This is a genomic window from Antribacter gilvus (assembly GCF_003946865.1).
GTDB lineage: Bacteria > Actinomycetota > Actinomycetes > Actinomycetales > Cellulomonadaceae > Antribacter > Antribacter gilvus.
In genome coordinates, this window is record NZ_QXTH01000002.1 from 223,242 (window position 1) to 243,812 (window position 20,571).

The 20,571-nt window shown below is 72.4% G+C and carries 16 protein-coding genes; 5 read left to right on the forward strand and 11 right to left on the reverse strand.

Annotation, left to right across the window (positions count from 1 at the left end; all coding sequences use genetic code 11):
- Positions 1-11 precede the first annotated feature (11 nt).
- The 5 genes from D1350_RS04595 to D1350_RS04615 all read left to right on the forward strand — a co-directional run bounded on the left by D1350_RS04595 (position 12) and on the right by D1350_RS04615 (position 8,054).
- Entirely contained in the window at positions 12-2,885 is a 2,874-nt protein-coding gene (locus tag D1350_RS04595) for a glycosyl hydrolase family 95 catalytic domain-containing protein (protein WP_125774354.1), read from the forward strand.
- A gap of 11 nt (positions 2,886-2,896) precedes the next feature.
- Positions 2,897-3,901 carry a LacI family DNA-binding transcriptional regulator gene (locus tag D1350_RS04600; RefSeq protein ID WP_125774356.1) on the forward strand — a complete coding sequence of 335 codons (1,005 nt, stop codon included), beginning with the start codon at positions 2,897-2,899 and terminating at the stop codon, positions 3,899-3,901.
- Positions 3,902-4,300: 399 nt separating this feature from the next.
- Positions 4,301-5,239: an ABC transporter permease gene (locus D1350_RS04605; protein ID WP_125774358.1), complete on the forward strand. Its 939-nt coding sequence runs from the start codon at positions 4,301-4,303 to the stop codon at positions 5,237-5,239.
- Between the two features lie 9 nt (positions 5,240-5,248).
- Positions 5,249-6,268 carry a carbohydrate ABC transporter permease gene (locus D1350_RS04610; protein ID WP_164545026.1) on the forward strand — a complete coding sequence of 340 codons (1,020 nt, stop codon included), beginning with the start codon at positions 5,249-5,251 and terminating at the stop codon, positions 6,266-6,268.
- Between the two features lie 40 nt (positions 6,269-6,308).
- The gene (locus tag D1350_RS04615) at positions 6,309-8,054 is read left to right on the forward strand and encodes a type 2 periplasmic-binding domain-containing protein (protein ID WP_125774360.1); all 1,746 of its coding nucleotides are present in this window, start codon (positions 6,309-6,311) and stop codon (positions 8,052-8,054) included.
- A gap of 122 nt (positions 8,055-8,176) precedes the next feature.
- Here the strand turns inward: D1350_RS04615 and D1350_RS04620 are convergent, their stop codons facing one another.
- The 11 genes from D1350_RS04620 to atpA all read right to left on the reverse strand — a co-directional run bounded on the left by D1350_RS04620 (position 8,177) and on the right by atpA (position 20,565).
- On the reverse strand, positions 8,177-8,815 hold the full coding sequence (locus D1350_RS04620) for a DUF624 domain-containing protein (RefSeq protein WP_125774362.1): 639 nt from the start codon (positions 8,813-8,815) through the stop codon (positions 8,177-8,179).
- On the reverse strand, positions 8,812-11,304 hold the full coding sequence (locus D1350_RS04625) for a beta-glucosidase family protein (protein ID WP_125774364.1): 2,493 nt from the start codon (positions 11,302-11,304) through the stop codon (positions 8,812-8,814). The genes D1350_RS04620 and D1350_RS04625 overlap by 4 nt, the downstream gene beginning before the upstream one ends.
- 124 nt (positions 11,305-11,428) lie before the next feature.
- Positions 11,429-12,679 carry an N-acetylglucosamine-6-phosphate deacetylase gene (locus D1350_RS04630; RefSeq protein WP_125774366.1) on the reverse strand — a complete coding sequence of 417 codons (1,251 nt, stop codon included), beginning with the start codon at positions 12,677-12,679 and terminating at the stop codon, positions 11,429-11,431.
- A gap of 9 nt (positions 12,680-12,688) precedes the next feature.
- Positions 12,689-14,137 (reverse strand): YndJ family transporter, encoded by a 1,449-nt coding sequence (locus tag D1350_RS24050; protein ID WP_206074421.1) that lies wholly within the window; start codon positions 14,135-14,137, stop codon positions 12,689-12,691.
- Positions 14,134-14,892, reverse strand: coding sequence for a TetR/AcrR family transcriptional regulator (locus D1350_RS04645; RefSeq protein WP_125774368.1), 759 nt, complete (start codon positions 14,890-14,892; stop codon positions 14,134-14,136). Before D1350_RS04645 ends, D1350_RS24050 begins: the two co-directional genes overlap by 4 nt.
- 48 nt (positions 14,893-14,940) lie before the next feature.
- Positions 14,941-15,636, reverse strand: coding sequence for an endonuclease NucS (gene nucS, locus D1350_RS04650; RefSeq protein WP_125774370.1), 696 nt, complete (start codon positions 15,634-15,636; stop codon positions 14,941-14,943).
- Positions 15,637-15,683: 47 nt separating this feature from the next.
- Entirely contained in the window at positions 15,684-16,103 is a 420-nt protein-coding gene (locus tag D1350_RS04655; RefSeq protein ID WP_125774372.1) for a DUF2550 domain-containing protein, read from the reverse strand.
- 9 nt (positions 16,104-16,112) lie between these two features.
- The gene (locus tag D1350_RS04660) at positions 16,113-16,376 is read right to left on the reverse strand and encodes a F0F1 ATP synthase subunit epsilon (protein ID WP_125774374.1); all 264 of its coding nucleotides are present in this window, start codon (positions 16,374-16,376) and stop codon (positions 16,113-16,115) included.
- Between the two features lie 94 nt (positions 16,377-16,470).
- Positions 16,471-17,955, reverse strand: coding sequence for a F0F1 ATP synthase subunit beta (gene atpD / locus D1350_RS04665; protein WP_125774376.1), 1,485 nt, complete (start codon positions 17,953-17,955; stop codon positions 16,471-16,473).
- Positions 17,956-18,027: 72 nt separating this feature from the next.
- Positions 18,028-18,933, reverse strand: coding sequence for a F0F1 ATP synthase subunit gamma (locus tag D1350_RS04670; protein ID WP_125774378.1), 906 nt, complete (start codon positions 18,931-18,933; stop codon positions 18,028-18,030).
- Between the two features lie 3 nt (positions 18,934-18,936).
- Entirely contained in the window at positions 18,937-20,565 is a 1,629-nt protein-coding gene (gene atpA / locus D1350_RS04675) for a F0F1 ATP synthase subunit alpha (RefSeq protein ID WP_125774380.1), read from the reverse strand.
- Positions 20,566-20,571 lie beyond the last annotated feature (6 nt).

Below are 20,571 nucleotides of genomic sequence, written 5' to 3' on the forward strand. Positions count from 1 at the left end.
AGTACACGCCGATGAATGCGCCGGAAGCCGCGCCCCACGGACCGGAAGCCGTAGATGTTCGCAGCGCGCACGGTGCGTCCGCCGCCCACGAGCTCCGGTACCGCGGGCCTGCACGATCCTGGGTCGAAGCGCTTCCGGTAGGCAACGGGTTCCGGGCCGCGATGTGCGCCGGGCTCCCGGGCGGCGAGCACCTCTGGCTCAACGACCTCACCGCCTGGTCCGGGCCGGCCACGCCGCCGGACCCCCTCGCGGGGACGCGGGCACGCGGCCCGGAGCACCTCGAGGCCGTGCGGGCGGCGGTCACGGCGGGCGACGTCCACCGGGCCGAGGAGCTGCTCCAGGACCTCCAGACGCCCTGGGTGCAGGCGTACCTCCCCCTCGCGGAGCTGCGCCTCACGCTGGGCGACGACGTCTCCGACGCCCCGTCGCCGCCGGTCCCGGGGGCGGGGGTGGGGGCCGCGCCGGGAGTGGGGGCCGCGCCGGGAGTGGGGGCCGCGCCGGGAGTGGGGGCGGACGCCGGGTACGCGCGGGGGCTGAGCCTGCGCGAGGCGGTCGCCTGGCACACGTACGACGACGCCCGGGCCGGCCGCGTGCACCACGAGACCTGGGCCGACGCCGTGCTGGGAGTGGTGGTGCACACCGTCCGCAGCGAGCGCCCCGTCCCGCTCGCCCTGCGGGTGTCGAGCCTGCTGCGCGACGCCCCGCCAGTGCCGGACAACAGGTCCGACGGCGGGTCCGACGGCGGGTCCTCGCCGGCTGTCGACGGCCTGCCGCCCGGTGCCGTCCTCGTTCATGAGGTCCTCCTGCCCGTCGACGTGGCCCCGGGTCACGAGGACGTCCCCGAGCCGGTCCGGTACGACGACGCCGTCGGCCGCCGGGGAGCGGTGGCCGTGGCGGTGCTCAGCGGCGACGGCGCGGTGGACGGCCCGGTGGACGGCCCGGTGGACGGCGCACATTGCTTCGGCAGTTCGTCGTCGACTCGGCAGTTCGAAGTGCCGAGTCGACGACAAGGTGCCGAAGCAATGTGCGCGGGCGACGGGGTGCTGCGAGCGCCGGCGGCTCGCGAGCACGTCGTCGTCGTCGCCACGGCCACCGCAGCCGCCCGCGCCGCAACGGCTACCGCCGACGCCGCCGACGCCCGCGCCCGCGCGCTCGGCCTGCTCCGCACGGCGGTGAGCCGGTGGACCGGGGCGGGCGGGACGACGTCGGGCACCGCCGCCGTACGCGCCGCGCACGTGGTCGCGCACCGGGCGCTCTACGACCGTGCGGAGCTGCGGCTCGGGACCGCCGTCCCCGACACCCACGAGGTCTCCGACGACCTGCCGACCGACGTCCGCGTGGCGCGCAGCGCCGGGCTGCACGACCCGGTCCTCACGGCGCTGGCGTTCCACTACGGGCGGTACCTGCTGCTGTCGTCGTCACGGCCGGGCGGGCCGCCGGCCACCTTGCAGGGCATCTGGAACGCCGAGCTGCCCGGCCCGTGGAGCAGCGCCTACACGCTCAACATCAACGCGCAGATGACGTACTGGCTCGCCGAGACCACAAACCTGCCCGAGTGCCACGAGCCGCTGCTGGACCTGCTCGACCGGGTGGCGGCCGGGCCGGGCGCCGCGGTGGCGCGGGGCCTGTACGGCACCCGCGGCTGGGTGCTGCACCACAACAGCGACCTGTGGGGGCACGCCGCCCCGGTGGGCGCCGGGCACGGCGACCCAGCCTGGGCGTCGTGGCCGCTCGGCGGCACCTGGCTCGCGCGGCACGCGTGGGACCACCACGTCTTCGCACCCGACGACGCCGCGCTCCGTGACCGCGTGCTCCCCCTCCTGCGCGGGGCCGCCGGGTTCGCCGCCGACTGGGTGCGGACCGACGGCGCCGGTCGCGCCTGGACCAGCCCGTCCACGTCCCCCGAGAACCACTACGTGGCGGCGGACGGCACGGTGACCGGTGTGGGGACGTCGAGCACGATGGACGTCGAGCTGCTGCGCGACCTGGCCCGCACCTGCCGCACGGCCTGGGAGGCGCAGGGTGGCACCGAGCCGGGCGGAGCCGAGCCGGGCGGCACCGAGCCGGGCGGAGCCGAGCCGGGCGGAGCCGACGAGTCCTGGCTCCTGCGCCTCGAGGACGTGGTAGCAGGACTGCCTGGTCCGGGGGCCGGCGCCCGGGGCGAGCTCCTCGAGTGGGAGCAGGAGGTGGTGGAGGCGGAGCCGGAGCACCGCCACCTGTCGCACCTGGTGGGCGTCTACCCGCTCGGGGCGTACTGGCCGGACACGGATCCCGAGGTCTGCGCGGCGGCCGCCCGGTCCCTCGAGCTGCGGGGTCGGGAGTCCACCGGCTGGTCGCTCGCGTGGCGGCTCGCGCTGTGGGCACGTCTCGGCCGGGGCGACCGGGCCCACGAGCAGGTGCTCCTCGCGCTGCGGCCCGCCACGGACGGGTTCGGCCAGCGCGGCGGGCTCTATCCGAACCTCTTCAGCGCGCACCCCCCGTTCCAGGTGGACGGCAACTGCGGGTTCACGGCAGGCGTGGCCGAGCTGCTGGTCCAGGCCCGCCCACCCACCCGCGCGGGGATGCGGGTCGACCTTCTGCCCGCTCTGCCCGACGCCTGGCCCGAGGGGGAGGTCACCGGCCTGCGCACGCCCGGCGGGGTCCTCGTCGACGTGGCCTGGCGGGACGGCCGCGTGACCCGCGCCCGGCTGCGCCGGCCCGCCGCCGTCGGGCAGCCGGAGCCCGCCATCGGGCAGCCGAAGACGCCCGCGGACGCCCGGCCGAAGCGGCCCGCGACCGCCCTGGAGGTCGAGGTGCGAGCCCCCGGCGCCGCGCCGCGGCGCCTGCACCTGCTTCCCGGCGATACCGTGTGCCTGTCCCCGGACCCTGTCGGGTCCCCGCTGTGAGGAGCAGACCCGTGGCAACGATCGACGACGTCGCACGAGCGGCCGGGGTCTCCGCGTCCACCGTCTCGTACGTGCTGTCGGGCAAGCGGAAGATCTCCGGGCCCACCCGGTCGCGCGTGGAGCAGGCGATCGCCGAGCTCGGGTACCGCCCGCACGCCGGCGCGCGAGCCCTCGCGTCGAGCCGCACCAACGTGATCGCGCTCATGGCGCCCCTGCGGGTGGGCGTGGACGTGCACGTCATCATGCAGTTCGTGGCAGGTGTGGTGACCCGCGCGCGGGACTTCGACCATGACGTGCTGCTGCTCACCCAGGACGACCTCGGCGGCCTGGATCGGGTGACGAGCGGGTCGATGGTGGACGCGCTCGTGATGATGGACGTCGAGGCGGTCGACCCGCGGGTGCCGCTCCTGGCGTCGCAGCGGCAGCCGGCGGTGCTGATCGGCCTGCCCCAGGACCCGGCCGGGCTGAGCTGCGTCGACCTCGACTTCGAGGCGGCGGGCCGGCTGGCCGTGCGTCACCTCTTCGCGGCGGGGCACCGTGACATCGCGCTCGTGGGCTCGCCGCCACAGGTGCTGGACCGGCACACGTCGTACGCGGAGCGCCTGCTGCGCGGGTTCCGCACCCAGGCGGAGGCGTCGGGCATGTCGGCCGTCGTCGAGCCGTGCGAGCCCACGCCCGCGGGGGCCTACCGCGCCGTGGACACGCTGCTGGAGCAGGCGCCGCAGACCACGGCCCTCGTGGTGCACAACGAGAGCGCGCTGCCGCACGTGCTGTCCCGGCTCTCGCGGCACGGCCGGCGCATCCCGGACGACCTCGCGGTGGTGGCCGTCTGTCCCACCGACGTGGCCCTCGCCCAGGCGGTGCCCATGACGAGCATCGACCTGCCCGCCGAGGCCATCGGCCGGCTCGCGATCGACATGGTGATGGCCCGCCTCGCGGGCGACCAGCCTGCCGAGACGCGGCTGCTCGCCCCGGTCCTCACGGAGCGGGCGAGCAGCCGCGTCACGGCGCCCTGACCGGGCGGCCCCCGCCGCCCGGTCGGGCCCCGGCCGGGTGCGCGCACCCCGCACCCCGGCCGACCGCCGGGCGGGACCCCACACACCGCCCGGCCGCGGGCGACGGGAGCTCCCCCGTCGCCCCGTCTCTCATCCCCTGAGGGCGCCGGACCCAGGCCGGTCTCCGGGTCCGCACGCCAGCGCCCATCGAAGCGCTTCGCCAGCGTAGGGCTCCAAACCGCCGGATGTCCACCGCTCGGCCGACATCCGGACAGGGCCGTAACGGTTCGAGAGCACACAGCGCCCCACGGGCGGGTTGACCGGAGCATTGCCCCCAACCACTCAGCCGTGGTATCAATTCTCCGTCGAAGCGCTTCAATACCGTTCGACAACGAGCGCAACTTCACGAGGGAGTGACAGGTGGGTCTCCTGCAACTGACGCGGGGGAACCGGGGCGAGACGCGACGCGTCTCGGTCTCCGCGTTCCTCGTCGTCGCGCCGTTCCTGGTGCTGGTCTTTCTGTTCTCCTACCTGCCGCTGCTCGGCTGGGTCACCGCGCTGTACGACTACAAGCCCGCGCTCGGCCTCGGCCGCAGCGAGTTCGTGGGTCTGCAGTGGTTCGAGATGCTCGTCTCGTCCCCGACCCAGCTGCAGCAGATCGGGCAGGTCATGGCGAACACCCTCGCCATGAGCTTCCTCGGCATCGCGACGTCGCTGCTGCCGGTCTTCTTCGCCATCTTCCTCAACGAGGTGCGGGCGAGCTGGTTCCGCAACGCGGTGCAGACCCTCACGACGCTCCCGAACTTCATCTCGTGGGTGCTCGTCTACATGATCGCGTTCTCGCTGTTCTCCACGAGCGGCCTGGTGAACACGACGCTGCACGACTGGGGCCTGATCACCATCCCCATGAAGTTCCTCGACTCCGACCAGCACGTCTGGCTGACGATGCTCGCCTGGAGCCTGTGGAAGGGCCTGGGCTGGGGCGCGATCATGTACCTCGCCGCGATCTCGGGCATCGACCCCACGCTGTACGAGTCGGCGCGGATCGACGGCGCCAACCGCTTCCAGCTCATGCGCCACATCACGTTCCCGCAGCTGATGCCGACGTACGTCGTCCTGCTCCTGCTGTCGATCGCCAACATCCTCAACAACGGGATGGAGCAGTACTACGTGTTCCAGAACGCGTTCAACAAGGAGCACATCCAGGTGCTCGACCTGTACGTCTACAACGTCGGCATCACCGGGAACAGCATCTCGCTCGCCACAGCGCTCAGCATGCTCAAGAGCGTCATCTCCGTGGCGCTGCTCGTGGCCGCCAACGCGATCGCGAAGCGCGCTCGCGGGACCTCGATCCTCTAGGGACGGACCATGACCATCCGGACGACCCCAGCGACCACTGCCGCCACGGCCACGCCCACCACGACCCTGCCTGCCGGCACGCCCACGACCCGGCTCCCGCGGCGCCGACGCTCGGGACAGGGCGGGTCGAAGTTCCGGCGCACAGCCGGCGACCTGCCGTTCGAGCTCTGGAACTACGTGTGGTTCGCCGTCTTCGCCCTCGTGTGCGGCTACCCGTTCTACTACCTGATCATCAACTCGGTCAGCGCGAACGACGTCAGCGCGCTGGGCGACGTGCGGCTGTGGCCGGTGGGCCTGCACCTGTCGAACTACGAGCAGATCCTCGGGCTCGGCGGGCTCACCAACGCCGCGTTCGTCTCGATCGCCCGTACGGTGATCGGCACCGTGACCGCGGTGCTGGCGTCCGCGTTCCTCGGGTTCATGTTCACGCAGGAGCGCATGTGGAAGCGGGCGCTCTGGTACCGGCTCGTCATCTTCACGATGTACTTCAACGCGGGCCTCATCCCCATGTACGTGACGATGAAGAGCCTGGGCCTGACGAACTCGTTCTGGGTCTACATCCTCCCGGCGATCGTGCAGCCGTTCAACATCATCCTCGTCAAGACGTACGTGGAGTCGCTGCCGAAGTCGCTCCAGGAGGCCGCCGAGATCGACGGCGCCGGGCCCGTCCGCATGTTCTTCAGCATCATCCTGCCGAACACCACGCCCATCCTGGCGACCGTGGCGATCTTCTCGGCCGTGGCCCAGTGGAACTCGTTCCAGGACACCCTGCTGTACATCACGGACCAGAGCCTGTACCCCCTGCAGTACACGCTCTACACGTACATCAACCAGGCGAGCAGTCTGGCGCAGGCGGCGCAGAACGCGCAGGGCAACCTCGGCGCGATCGTCTCTGCCGCCACGTCACAGACGCCGACGTCGATCCGCATGACGGTCGCCGTGATCGTCGTGCTGCCGATCATCTTCATCTACCCCATGTTCCAGCGGTACTTCGTCAAGGGCATCATGCTCGGCGCCGTCAAGGGCTGACAGCGAACCCGCACACAGAAAAACAACACAAGGAGAGTCAATGAAGACCAGAAAGGCCATCGCCCTCCTGATGGCGCCCGTGCTGGGGACCTTGTCCCTCGGGGCGTGCACAGCCGCCGGACCGGAAGAGACGAACACCTCCATCGACCAGGACTGGTCGCAGGCCGAGCCGATCACCGTCGACGTCTACGACGGCCTGGCCAACTACATGGGCATCCAGGGCGGCTGGTTCGGCAAGCTCGTCAAGGACAAGTTCAACATGGAGCTGAACATCATCGCCCCGAACGTGGCGGGCGGTGGTGACACGCTCTACAACACCCGCGTCGCGGGCGGCGACCTCGGTGACCTCATCGTCGTCGACAAGGGCCAGCAGCTCGACGAGCTGGTCGAGGGCGGTCTGCTGCTCGACGCCTCGCCCTACTACGAGTCCATGGAGTTCCTGCCCGACTACGACCCGGCGGTCCAGAAGCTCAACGACGGCAAGGAGGGCATCTACGCCTTCCCGACCCAGGTCTCGTCGATCAAGCCGACCGAGTCCTCCGAGGGCGTCGACCCGACGTTCGGCCCGTTCCTGCGCTGGGACTACTACGCCGAGGCCGGCTACCCGGAGATCGGCACGCTCGAGGACCTCCTGCCCGTCCTGGCGACGATGCAGGACGCGCACCCGACGGCCGACAACGGCAAGCCGACGTACGCCATCTCCCTGTTCAAGGACTGGGACGGGAACATGATGGTCACCGCGAAGCAGCCGGCGACCCTCTACGGGTACGACGAGATGGGCTTCGTCCTGGCCAAGGCCGACGGGTCCGACTACCAGAGCATCATCGACTCCGACTCGGAGTACGTGCGTGCCCTGCGGTTCTACTTCGAGGCCAACCAGATGGGCCTCGTCGACCCGGAGTCGACCACGCAGAACTACGACACCATGTTCTCCAAGTACCAGAGCGGCCAGGTGCTGCTGTCCTGGTGGCCGTGGCTCGGCCAGTCGGCGTACAACACCGAGCAGAACATGGCCGCCGGCAAGGGCTTCGAGCTCGTGCCGATGCAGGACCAGGAGATCTTCTCCTACGGAGCCGAGGTGTACGGCGGCAAGCAGATCTTCGGTATCGGCTCGGGCGCCGAGGACCCGGCGCGCCTGGCTGCGTTCATCGACTGGCTCTACTCGCCCGAGGGCGTGAACTCGAGCGCTTCCGAGACGATGGGCGCCGCGGGGCCCGAAGGCCTCACCTGGGAGGTCGTCGAGGGCGAGCCCCAGCTCAGCGAGTTCGGCAACAAGGCCATCCTCCAGGGCGGGGCGGACGTGCCCGCCGAGTGGGGTGGCGGCGCGTACAAGGACGGCGTCTCGACGCTCAACGTGTCGGCGGTGCTGCCCATCGACGTCAACCCGGAGACGGACTTCCCGTACAGCTACAAGTACTGGCCGAGCTACCTGGAGACGGTCGCCAACCCGTTGAAGGAGGACTGGAGCGAGCACATGGGCGGCGCGGCAACGACCATGGACTACCTCAAGGACAACGGCCAGCTCATCGTCGCGCCGGGGTCGAGCTACGCCGCCCCGACGGACGAGGCGGAGGTCGAGGCGATCCGCAACCAGGTCAAGGCCAGCATCGTGGAGCACTCCTGGAAGATGGTCTTCGCCAAGGACGAGGCCGAGTTCGAGAGCCTGCTCGCCGCCCTGCAGGAGACCGCCGAGGGTCTCGGCGTCGAGCAGGTCCTCGAGGTCGACATGGCCAACGCGAAGGCCCAGAACGAGGCGCGCGAGTCGGTCGCCAAGGAGTTCGGGTGATCGGATGACCCGGGCGGCGTCCGCCGCCGGGTAGCAGCCGGGCAGCACGAGGCCCGGGCTCCGAGAGGAGCCCGGGCCTCGTCGCATGCTGCCCCACTCGCATGCCGCCCGACGGCGCCGCGTCACTCCCCCGAGTGGGGGCTCACCGGCTCGTCGGTGCCCTGCCTCCGGCGGAACACGTTGTGCAGCACGAGGGCGTCGACGTAGGCGCCGACCGAGAAGCCGATGGTCGCGACGATCACGATCGCCTGGGGAGCCACGTACAGCACGGCGACCGTGGCGACGGGCCGCAGCACGAGCCAGCCCGTGCGCGACGGCTCGGCCGGCGGCAGCAGCATCGCGTTGCGGAAGGTCCGCCCCAGCGGGTCGTCGTACCGGGCGACCAGGGCAAACCCGCACAGCATCGCGGCCGCGAGGTGCACGGCGATGAGCACGGCGAGCACGCCGGCGACCGTGCCGAGCACGCTGCCGGACGACAGCCAGAACACGGCGGCGAACGCCGCCCCCGCGACCGGCGGGCCGAACGCGAGAAGGACCGCGGTGCCGCGCCACAGGTTGCGCCGCAGCGCCACGAAGTACCCGGAGAGCAGGTATCCACGCTCCTCGTCCGCGTACCGCAGCGTGACCTCGTACAGCGCGGCCGTGGCCGCGCCCGCCGTCACGACCGGCAGGCACGACACCACGTACAGGAGGTTGAGCGCGACGAACTGCAGCAGGACCGTCAGCCCTTGCGTGGTCCGGCCCTCCGGGTCGATCTTCATGCGACGACCGTAAGGCCCGCCCGCAGCGGCAGGTCCACGGACGAGGTACCCGCCGCGACGGTGTACGTGCCGGGGTGGACGCGCAGGTCGCCGTCGAGCAGGCCGGAGCCCTCCGCGGAGACCCACAGGGCGAGCCGGGCGACGTCGAAGGCGACGTCCACCGTGGCCTGCTCCCCGGGCCCGAGCCGCACCCGGCGGTAGCCGAGCAGCAGCCGGACCGGGGTCGCGGCCGGGGCGGGGAGCCCGAGCGAGTACACCTGCACCAGCTCCTCGGCGGGCCGGTCGCCGGTGTTGCGCACCGTCACCGACGCGGTCACCACGCCCGTCCCGGCCGGGTCCGCGGGCGCCAGCGGCGGGTGGTCGCGGGTCGGCGCGGGCGCCGCCACCTGGCCGGCAGAGAACGCCAGCGACTCGTACGACACCGTCGAGTAGGTCAGGCCGTGCCCGAACGCGAAGGCGGGCACCCCGGCGTCGTCGGCGGGCAGGTGGCGGTAGGTGATCTGCTGCCGGCGGGTGTCGTAGTCGAAGAGGTCCCCGGCCTGCGACTCGCGGGCCGGCCAGGTCTGGGACAGCCGGCCGGTTGGCTCGACGGCGCCCGTGAGCACGTCGGCCAGCGCGTGGCCGAGCTCCTGGCCGCCGTGGCTCGTCCACACGACGGTCGGGGCGTCCGCGACGCCGGGGCCCAGCACGTACGGGTAGCTGGACACGATCGTCAGGACCGCCCGCGGGTTGGCCTCCACGGCGGCGCGCCAGACCTCCACGGCCGCGTCGGGCAGCAGCAGGTCCGGACGGTCCTGCGTCTCGCGCCCGTTGAGGTGCGGGTCGTTGCCGACGGCCACCACGACGGCGTCGCACTGCGCGGCCGCCTCCGCCACCTTGGCCACGCCGGACTCCAGCACCCGCGCCACGAACCGCTCGGCGTCGTCGAGCGTGCGGCCCTCCGCGCACAGCAGGCCGGTGTCCCGCTGGACCCGCACCCACCGGCCGGAGCCGAGGTGCAGCAGCGACCAGGTGCCGTCCGCGTGCACGTGGCGGCGGAAGCTCTCCTGGACCTCCCAGCCGCCCACCCGCGTGGCGTCGGCCCGCATCGGCCAGGCGCCGGTCAGGAGGCGCCCCGACGACTCGGAGCGCACGGTGAGCACGCCCCGGCCCCAGTCCGTCACGGCCAGGCGGCTGGCCTTCCCGGCGTCGGGGGCGTCCGCGACGACGGCCGCGCCGTCCGCGGACACGGTCACGTACCGGCCGGACGCGGCCCGCAGGGCGACGACGTCCGCGCCGTCCGCCACGACCACGCGCGCGCCGAGGGCACGGAACCCGTCCGCGGCCGAGACCGCGTAGGGCAGGGTGCCCGAGTACCAGTCGGTGAGCACGGCCTCCGCCAGCGGGCCGACGACGGCGACGGACGCGGGCGCCCGGAGCGGCAGCACCCCGTCCTCGTTGCGCAGCACGACGACGGAGCGCGTCGCCGCCTCCCGTGCGAGGGCCCGGTGCTCGGGCAGGTCGAGCGCGTCGGCGCCGATGCCCGCGTAGGGGTCGTCGGCGTCGAGCTCGCCGGAGCGCAGCCGCAGCTCCAGGATGCGCAGCACGGCACGGTCCACGTCCGCCAGGTCGAGCAGACCCCGCTCCAGGGCCTCCTCGAGGCGCTCGATCGTGGGCGCCGACGCGGCGTCGTCGTCCGTGAACGAGTCGACGCCGGCGCGCACGAGGGCCGCGTTGCCGGAGGCCCGGTCGGGCGCGGCACGCTGCACGGTCACGACGAACATCGGGGCGGCGGCGTCCGAGACGAGCGCGACCGACTGGTCCGTCCACGACCGCAGCTCCTCGAACAGCTCCGTCTGCAGGTGCGCCGGGGTCCCGTTGACCTGGTTGTACGAGGGCATCACGGCGGCGACCACGCCCGCCTCGACCGGCTCGCGGAAGGCGGGCAGCTCCTCCTCGTGCAGCACGACCGGCGTGAGGTTCGAGCTCGTGGACGAGCGGTCGGTCTCGTTGTTGTACGCGAGGAAGTGCTTGAGCGTGGGGGTCGTCTTCCACACCCGCTCATGGTCGCCGCGCAGGCCCCGGCAGTAGGCGGTGGCCAGGTGGGCGGTCAGGTGCGGGTCCTCCGAGTAGCCCTCCTCGTTCCGTCCCCAGGCCGGGTGGCGCAGGGAGTTGACCACCGGCGACCACACGTTGAGGCTCACCGACGGGTCCGCCGCCCGCTTGGCCCGCACCTCGGTGGCCGCGACGTCGCCGACCCGCCGCACCAGCCCGGGGTCCCAGGTGGCCGCGAGGCCCACCGGCTGCGGGAACACCGTGGCGACGCCGAGCCACGCGACGCCGTGCAGCGCCTCGCAGCCCGTGTGGAAGGGCCCGAGCCCGAGGCGCTCCACCACCGGTGCGTGCTGGTGGAGCATCGCGACACGCTCCGCCGGCGTGAGCCGCCCGAGCAGGTCGCGGGCTCGTTCGGGCACGGAGAGCGTGGTGTCGCGGAAGGCCGGCACGTCCATGGGTCACTCCTTCGTCGCCGCGGCGGTGCGGCGGTCGGTGGTCGTCGTCGAAGACGTCGAAGCGCTTCGACAGCCTACCGTAGCGAGGTCCCGTGCCCTGGGGCAACGCCTGACAGCGACCGGATCAGCCGATCACGTCCACGCCGCCCCGGAGCACGCGGACCGGGTGGAGGTCGCCGTCGGTCACGAGCACGTCTGCACGGAGCCCCGGAGCGAGCGCGCCCAGCTCGCCGGCCAGGCCCAGCACCCGGGCGGGCACCGTGGTCGCGGCCCGCACGGCGTCCGCGAGCGGCACCCCGGCGCCGACCGCGCACCGCACCACGTCCAGCAGGTGCGCCGTGCCGCCGGCGATGGGGCCGCCGTCCGGGTCCTCCGGGTCGGTGACCCGCGCGACGCCGTCGCGCACAGTGACTGACATGGGCCCCAGCTCGTAGGCGCCGTCGGCCATGCCGGCGGCCGCCATGGCGTCGGTGACCAGGACGACGTGGTCGGCGCCCACGGTACGGAAGACGGTGCGCACGGTCGCCGGGTCGAGGTGCACGCCGTCTCCGATCAGCTCCACGACCATCTCGCCCCGCGCCGCCGCCGCGAGGCAGGCCGCGACGGGCCCGGGAGCGCGGTGGTGCAACGGCCGCATGCCGTTGAAGAGGTGGGTCGCGGTGAGCTCCCGGGCTGTGCCCGGACGGCCGTGCGCCCGCTCCGCGAGCCCCGCCACCACCTGCGCCACGAGCTCCTCGGCCTGCTCGGTGGTGCCGTCGGTGTGCCCGAGGGACGGGACTGCCCCGGCCTCCACGAGCGCCTCGGCCGCGCCGCCGGTCCCGAGCACGCCCGGCACCTCCGGCGCGATCGTCATGGTCCGCAGGTGACCGCGCGCGGCGGCGGCGAGCTCGCGGACGAGCCCCGCGTCCCCCGGCACCAGGTCGGCGGGGTTGTGCGCGCCCCGCCGCTCGTACGACAGGAACGGCCCCTCCGCGTGGATCCCGGCGATCTCGCCGGCCTCGGCGAGAACGGCCAGCACGGCGGCGCGTGCGAGCAGGGTCTCGCGGGAGGCGGACACGAGGGACGCGAGCAGCGTCGTGGTTCCGTGCCGTCGGTGCTCGTGCACCGCGACCAGCGCCTCGTCGGCGGTCAGCACGTCAGGGAACGACACCCCGCCGCCCCCGTGGTTGTGCAGGTCCACGAGGCCCGGCAGCACGACCGCGGAGGAGGCCGGGACCACGGCGACGAGGTCGCCCAGCCCAGCCGTGACGGCGTCGGGCACCGTGCCCACGAAGGTGAGCCGGTCGCCCGTGGCGACCACGACGCCGTCGTCGAGGACCTCCGACGGCAGGACGACACGGCCACGCAGGACGACAGTCTCAGGCATGAGGCCCATCCTGCCCGATCACCGGCGTGCGGCGGCCTCGGTCTCGCGGAGCACGGCCCGGGCGCCGCGCGCGAGCCACGCGAGGTAGGCGTGCTGGAACAGCGGGACGGCGAGACGCAGGGCGCGCGTCCACCAGACAGCGGGTCGCGAGAACGCGACGGCCGTGAACCACAGCCCGTCGGCGTCCCGCTCGATCACGAACGCCTCCTCCCCCACGAAGACGTGCCCGGGCAGGGTGCCGTAGCCGAAGGCCACCCTGGCGTCCGTCCGTTCCGTCCAGATCACCTCGCACGGCTCGACGAGCCGGAGCTCGCCCACGCCCAGCAGGGTGGTGACGCGCACCCCCGGGGCGGCCACCGCCGCCGACGTGGCGAGCCGCACGCGCGCGGCGGCGTGGACGCGCCAGGTCAGGAGGGCCTCTCCCACGCGGGCCAGGTCGTCGGCCGTGCCGGGGCCCAGGCGGTGCCGGGCGCGCAGGTGCGCGTAGCCGGGCGGCAGGTCGGTGCGGGCGGTCGCGCCCACCTCGGCATACGTGAACGGAGGCACGACGGCGGCGCGGGGGGCCGGGCCGGGGGCGGCGGCCTGGGCGGGGGCGGCAGCCTGGCCGGGGGCGGCGGGGCGCAGCGCCAGGAGCGAGCAGAGCACCACGCCGAGCGCGTTCGCGACGCCGTGCGTGGCGAGCATCCAGCCGATCCCGGGGTGCGGCACGTCGAACGCCTCCCCCACCGCCCACCACAGTGCGAGCAGCATGCCCGCCGTGCCCGCGAGGGCGGCGGTGAGGCGCAACGTACGGACGCGGCGCGCCCCTCCCCGGGCGGCGGCCGGCCCGGCAGCCCCGGCGCCGCACCAGAGAGCTAGCCAGAGCGCCGCGGTGAGGACGACGGCCCCGGCGAGCTCGGCGGCGTCGGACACGAAGTACCCCACCAGGACCAGGGCGACCCCCGCCGGGACGCCCCACGCGCCGACCGCCGCCAGGCGGGAGCGCGCGGCCTCCCGGGCGAGCAGCCCGGCGACCAGGCACGCGCCGAAGCCCGCGAACAGCATGTGCGGCACCGTGAGCGCGAGGTACCCGGCCGAGAAGCCGAGGAGCGACCAGCCGCCCCGCTCCGCGACGAGCGCGGTGGCCCCCACGGCCGGGAACACCAGGCCGACGGCGATCGCGAGGTCGGGCCCGGACGTGCGCACGACGCCGGTTCCCCCCGCTCCGGCCACCGCGCGCACCCCGTGCCGCGCTCCCACGACCGCGAGGACCGCTGTCCCGGCGGCCGCCGGGAGGGCGAGCGCCACGGCGGCCCAGCCGGTCGGCGCGAGCACGCTCAGGGCGCCGAACGCCCCGGCCACAGGCCAGGCGAGACTCCTCGGGGAAGGGACGACCGCGGGCCCCAGCGTCCGGAGCCCCAGCGGCAGCACAACTACCCAGCCGAGCGCGGTGAGGAGCGCCAGCAGCGTGCCGCTCGCGGCGCTCACGACCCGCTCCCTGGGGTCGCGGCGGTCGCGAGACCGGGCAGGGCCGCCTCTGCCTGCGCGGGGTCTGCCGGCGCGGGATCCGCCGGCACGGCGAACCGGCGGGCCAGCCCCAGGACGTCGTCGACCACCCCGCGGGCGACCGGCAGCCGGGACAGGCGCGCGAGGCGACCCGCCACCCGGGCGGCGTGGCTCGCGAGGTCGCGTGACCGGCGTCGGCCCGGGGAGGTGTCGTGGACCCAGAACAGGGTGAGGCCGAGCTGGCCGTACCAGAGCAGCTCGGGCAGCTCGGCGCGCAGGTGCGGCGGGACGTCGTGGGCGCCGGTGACGACGTCGGCGAAGATCGCGCGCGAGGCAGAGCGCGCAGCCGCCGACTCGGCGGAGAACGGGCTGGTCCGGGCGCCCGGGCGGATCGCGACGGACACGAGCTCGGTGCCGACCGCGTGGTAGGGCTCGAACGCGTCCACCGACGCCTGCCAGGCGACGCGGAGCCGGTCCTCGAGGCGGGTCAGCTCGGCGCCGGGTCCCTCGAGGCGCTCCGCCACCAGGCACGCGTGCTCGTCCTGGACCTCCCGGTACAGCTCGTGCACCAGGTCCTCCTTGGACGGGAAGTAGTAGTACGCGTTCCCGGTGCTCACACCGGCCTCGACAGCGACGCGCCGCATCGTGGTGCGTTCGTAGCCGTCCTCCCGGAAGAGCCGCAGCGCGGTGCTGCGCAGGAGGTCCCGGGTCGCCTCCGCCTTCGCCGTTTTGAACATGTTCAGAAATTACCATCTGACAAGACGCTCGTGCGTGTGGGAAAGACCTCAGAAGAGGCGGGCGTCCACGTCGTCCACGCCGCGCATCGCGTCGTAGTCGAGGACCAGGGTGCCGATGCCGCGGTCCTTCGCGAGAACCCGGGCCTGCGGCTTGATCTCCTGGGCGGCGAAGACGCCGCGCACGGGCGCCAGCAGCGGGTCCCGGTTCAGGAGGTCGAGGTAGCGGGTCAGCTGCTCGACGCCGTCGATGTCGCCGCGGCGCTTGATCTCCACGGCGACGGTGGCGCCGGCCGAGTCGCGGGCCAGGATGTCCACCGGCCCGATCGCCGTCATGTACTCGCGGCGCACCAGCGTGTGACCGGCACCGAGCAGGCTGATCTGCGCGGCCAGCAGCTCCTGGAGGTGCGCCTCCACGCCGTCCTTGATGAGACCCGGGTCGATGCCCAGGTCGTGCGCCGACTCGTGGTGGACGTGGTGGAGCTCGATCTCCAGCCGGTCGTCCGACTTGCTGTGCTGCACGGTCCAGACCTGGGTGACGCCACGCCCGCGCGCCTCGTCGTCCGGCTCGCGGACCGCCAGCGTGCACGGCGGCGACATCCAGTTGAGCGGCTTGTACGACCCGCCGTCCGAGTGCAGCAGCACGCTCCCGTCAGCCTTCACCACGACCAGCCGCGTCGCGAGCGGCAGGTGGGCGGTCAGCCGTCCGGTGTACCGGGCGGAGCATTCGGCGACGACGAGGCGCACAGGTCTCCTTCAGGTCGTGGTTGCGGCCCGGCGCGAGCAGGGGTGTGCTACAGGACGAGGTCCCGGCGTCCCGGCGGCGCCGCCTCCAGCCAGGAGGCGAGGCCGGTGTAGTCACCGGCCGAGATGTTCAGCTCGAAGTCCAGGCCGTCGTAACGACACTGGACCAGGTACTGGTCCGGCTGCCCCGCCTGGTCGAGCGGGACGCGGCCCGTGACTTCGAGCCGCTCCCGCTGCCAGGTACGGGCGGGACGGGGCGACAGCGACCAGCATCGCCACCAGTCGATCCGTCCCACGCCGTACTGGGCGATGCCGAGCGTCCAGGCACCCTGCGGGTTGCCGGCCGCCCGGGCACCGCAGGGGAACGACCCCACGCGGTGGGACAGGGCGCGCAGACGGGACACGCCCACGACGAGGACCAGTGCGAACGCGACGAGCACCGCGATCGCTATCCATACGACGCCCGGCACGCCAGCCCCTCAGCGCAGAGCGGTGATCTCGTCGACCACGAGGGTGACGAGGTTGTCGTCCACGGAGACGAAGCCGCCGGTGACCTCGGCCGTCACGGCCGGTCCGGACGCGGCTGTCACGGTCAGGGTGCCCGGGCGGAGCACCGCGAGCAGCGGCGAGTGGTTCGCCAGGATGCCGATCTGACCGTCCACGGACGGTGCGCTGACCGACACGGCGGTGCCCGACCAGACCTTGCGGTCCGTGGAGACCAGGTCCACGTTCAGCTCTGCCACGAGGGCTCCTCTCTGAGAGTCCTGTCGAAACCTGATGATACGGGCGTGACGCCGCCGCGACGGACGGCGTCACGCCCTGCGGGGCTGACGATCGTCAGGCCCCGTACTCCTTCTGGATGCGAGCCCAGTTCGCCTCGAGCATCTCGAGGCCGCCGATGTTGTAGAAGGCCTGCTCGGCGATGTGGTCGAACTCGCCGTCGGCGATCATCTTGAACGCCTGGATGGTCTCGGACAGCGGGACCGTCGAACCCACGACACCGGTGAACTTCTCGGCCATGTACGTGTTCTGGGAGAGGAACTGCTGGATACGACGCGCACGCGCGACGACCGTCTTGTCCTCCTCCGAGAGCTCGTCCACACCGAGGATCGCGATGATGTCCTGGAGCTCCTTGTTGCGCTGCAGGATCGACTTGACCCGCGTCGCGACATCGTAGTGCTCCTGGCCCACGTAGCGCGGGTCGAGGATGCGGGACGTCGAGGCCAGCGGGTCGATCGCCGGGTACAGACCCTTCGACGCGATCTCACGGGAGAGCTCGGTCGTCGCGTCCAGGTGGGCGAACGTGGTCGCGGGCGCCGGGTCGGTGTAGTCGTCAGCCGGCACGTAGATGGCCTGCAGCGACGTGATCGAGTGACCACGCGTCGAGGTGATGCGCTCCTGGAGGAGGCCCATCTCGTCGGCCAGGTTCGGCTGGTAGCCCACCGCGGACGGCATGCGGCCCAGCAGGGTCGACACCTCGGAGCCCGCCTGCGTGAAGCGGAAGATGTTGTCGATGAAGAGCAGCACGTCCTGCTTCTGCACGTCGCGGAAGTACTCCGCCATCGTCAGGGCGGACAGGGCGACGCGCAGACGCGTGCCCGGCGGCTCGTCCATCTGACCGAAGACCAGGGCGGTCTTGTCGAAGACGCCCGCCTCCTCCATCTCGTGGATGAGGTCGTTGCCCTCACGGGTGCGCTCGCCGACGCCGGCGAACACGGACACGCCGCCGTGGTCCTGCGCGACGCGCTGGATCATCTCCTGGATGAGGACCGTCTTGCCGACGCCCGCACCACCGAAGAGGCCGATCTTGCCACCCTGGACGTACGGGGTGAGCAGGTCGATGGACTTGATGCCCGTCTCGAACATCGTGGTCTTCGACTCGAGCTGGTCGAACGCCGGCGCCTTGCGGTGGATCGGCCAGCGCTCGGTGACCTCGAACTTCTCGCCCTCCTTGAGGTTCAGGACCTCGCCGGTGACGTTGAAGACGTGACCCTTGGTGACGTCGCCCACGGGCACGCTGATCGGCGAGCCCGTGTCGGTGACCAGGGCGCCGCGCACGAGGCCGTCGGTCGGCTTCAGGGCGATCGCACGGATCAGGGAGTCACCCAGGTGCTGGGCGACCTCGAGCGTCAGGACGAACTTCTTCTCGCTCTCACCCTGCGACGAGAGGTCGATCTCGACGGTGAGCGCGTTGTAGATCTCGGGGATCGCGTCCTCGGGGAACTCGATGTCCACGACGGGGCCGATCACCCGGGCGACGCGGCCGATCCCAGGTTCGGTCGGGGCCGCGCCGCGTGCTGCTTCCACGGTGGTGGCGGTCATACTTGCCTCGCTTCGGTGGGCCGGAGGGTCCTCCGGCGCGGATTCTCTGTCAGGTGGTCGGCAGTCAGGCGCTCAGGCGGACGCCAGGGCGTCGGCACCGGAGACGATCTCGCTGATCTCCTGGGTGATGTCGGCCTGACGCGCCTGGTTGGCCAGGCGGGTGTAGGTGCGGATCAGGTCCTCGGCGTTGTCCGTCGCCGTGTGCATCGCACGCTGGCGGGCGGCCAGCTCGGACGCCGCGGCGTCGAGCAGGAACGCGAAGATCCGGGACCGGATGTAGCGCGGCAGCAGCGCGTCGAGCACGGCTTCGGGCGAAGGCTCGAAGTCGTACAGCGGGAACGCCTCGTGCTCGCCGGGCTGCGTGACACCCTCGACGACCTCGAGCGGCAGCATCCGGACCACGCGCGTGCGCTGGGTGACCATGTTGACGAACTGCGTGGAGACCACGTGGAGCTCGTCGACGCCGCCCTCGTCCGCCGGGGCCAGGAAGGCCTCGAGCAGGGCGTCCGCGATCTCCTCGGACGCCTCGCTGGTCGGTGCGTCCGAGCCGTACGACCACTGACCCGTGAGCTCGCGCCCACGGAAGGAGTAGTACGCGATGGCACGGCGGCCGGCGGCGTACAGCACGACCTCCTTGCCCTCGGCCCGCAGCTGCTCGATCAGCCGCTCACCCTCGCGGACGACCGACGCCGAGTAGGCGCCGGCCATGCCGCGGTCGGACGAGATGACGAGGACCGCAGCCCGACCCGTGTGGGTCTTCGTGCGCTCCGTCGTCAGCGGGTGCGCGATCGTCGTGTGTGCCGCGACGGCGGACACCGCCCGCGTGATCGCCTGAGCGTACGGCGAGGCCGCGGCGGTACGCGCCCGCGCCTTGCCGATGCGGGACGCCGCGATCAGCTCCTGCGCGCGGAACATCTTCTTCAGCGCCTGCGTCGACTTGATCCGCTGCTTGTAGACGCGCTGGGATCCCCCGGCCATGAATCAGGCCTTCTTCGAGACGACGATCTGCTCCTGCTCGACGTCGACTCCCTCGGACTCGTCGGCGCCGCCGACCAGCGGGGTGCCGTCGGCCTTGACGAAGCCGGCCCGGACCTCTTCGACCGCAGCGGCCAGGGCCGCCTCGGTCTCGTCCTCGAGCTTGCCCGTCTCGGCGATCGTCGAGAGGACGTCGGTCTTGCGACGCAGGTGCTCGAGCATCTCGGACTCGAACCGCTTGACGTCCTCGACCGGGACGTCGTCCAGCTTGCCCTTGGTGCCGGCCCAGATCGACGCGACCTGGTCCTCGACCGGGTACGGCGAGTACTGGCCCTGCTTGAGCAGCTCCATGAGCACCGCGCCGCGCGCGAGCTGGCCGCGGGACGCCGCGTCCAGGTCGGACGCGAACATCGCGAACGCCTCGAGCGAGCGGAACTGCGCCAGCTCCAGCTTCAGCGTGCCGGAGACCTTCTTCATCGCCTTGACCTGGGCGTCGCCGCCGACTCGGGAGACCGAGATACCCACGTCGACAGCGGGGCGCTGGTCGGCGTTGAACAGGTCGGACTGGAGGAAGATCTGCCCGTCCGTGATGGAGATGACGTTGGTCGGGATGTACGCCGACACGTCGTTCGCCTTGGTCTCGATGACCGGCAGGCCGGTCATCGAGCCCGCGCCGAGCTCGTCCGAGAGCTTCGCACAACGCTCCAGCAGGCGGGAGTGCAAGTAGAACACGTCACCCGGGTAGGCCTCGCGGCCCGGCGGGCGGCGCAGCAGCAGCGACACGGCACGGTAGGCCTCGGCCTGCTTCGACAGGTCGTCGAAGATGATGAGGACGTGCTTGCCGTCGTACATCCAGTGCTGGCCGATGGCCGAGCCGGTGTACGGCGCGAGGTACTTGAAGCCGGCGGGGTCGGACGCGGGAGCCGCGACGATCGTCGTGTACTCCATGGCGCCGGCCTCTTCGAGGGCACCGCGCACGGAGGCGATGGTGGAGCCCTTCTGGCCGATCGCCACGTAGATGCAGCGGACCTGCTTCTTCGGGTCGCCGGTCTCCCAGTTCGCCTTCTGGTTGATGATCGTGTCGATCGCGATGGCCGTCTTGCCGGTCTGGCGGTCGCCGATGATCAGCTGGCGCTGGCCGCGGCCGATCGGGATCATCGAGTCGATGGCCTTGAGGCCGGTCTGCAGCGGCTCGTGGACCGACTTGCGCTGCATGACGCCGGGCGCCTGCAGCTCGAGGGCGCGGCGGCCGTCCGTGGCGATCTCGCCCAGGCCGTCGATCGCGTTGCCGAGGGGGTCCACGACGCGGCCGAGGTAACCCTCGCCCACGGGCACGGACAGGACCTCGCCCGTGCGGCGGACCTCCTGGCCCTCCTCGATACCGGTGAACTCACCGAGGATGACCACACCGATCTCGCGGACGTCCAGGCTCAGCGCGAGGCCGACCGTGCCGTCCTCAAAACGCAGCAGCTCATTCGCCATCGCCCCGGGAAGACCCTCGACACGAGCGATGCCGTCGGCGGCGAACACGACGCGACCCACCTCTTCGGTGACCGCTCCCTCGGGCTCGTAGGACTTCACGAAGCTGTCCAGAGCGGCCCGGATGTCCTCCGGCCGGATCGTCAGCTCAGCCATTGCTCT

Bases quoted from the DNA above. Each gene is read 5' to 3' on its own strand.
- D1350_RS04645 (WP_125774368.1), bottom strand. From the start codon at position 14,892: ATGTTCAAAACGGCGAAGGCGGAGGCGACCCGGGACCTCCTGCGCAGC.
- D1350_RS04620 (WP_125774362.1), bottom strand. From the start codon at position 8,815: ATGAAGATCGACCCGGAGGGCCGGACCACGCAAGGGCTGACGGTCCTG.
- atpA (WP_125774380.1), bottom strand. From the start codon at position 20,565: ATGGCTGAGCTGACGATCCGGCCGGAGGACATCCGGGCCGCTCTGGAC.
- D1350_RS04625 (WP_125774364.1), bottom strand. From the start codon at position 11,304: ATGGACGTGCCGGCCTTCCGCGACACCACGCTCTCCGTGCCCGAACGA.
- D1350_RS04610 (WP_164545026.1), top strand. From the start codon at position 5,249: ATGACCATCCGGACGACCCCAGCGACCACTGCCGCCACGGCCACGCCC.
- D1350_RS04670 (WP_125774378.1), bottom strand. From the start codon at position 18,933: ATGGCCGGGGGATCCCAGCGCGTCTACAAGCAGCGGATCAAGTCGACG.
- D1350_RS04630 (WP_125774366.1), bottom strand. From the start codon at position 12,679: ATGGGCCTCATGCCTGAGACTGTCGTCCTGCGTGGCCGTGTCGTCCTG.
- D1350_RS04615 (WP_125774360.1), top strand. From the start codon at position 6,309: ATGAAGACCAGAAAGGCCATCGCCCTCCTGATGGCGCCCGTGCTGGGG.
- D1350_RS04595 (WP_125774354.1), top strand. From the start codon at position 12: ATGAATGCGCCGGAAGCCGCGCCCCACGGACCGGAAGCCGTAGATGTT.
- atpD (WP_125774376.1), bottom strand. From the start codon at position 17,955: ATGACCGCCACCACCGTGGAAGCAGCACGCGGCGCGGCCCCGACCGAA.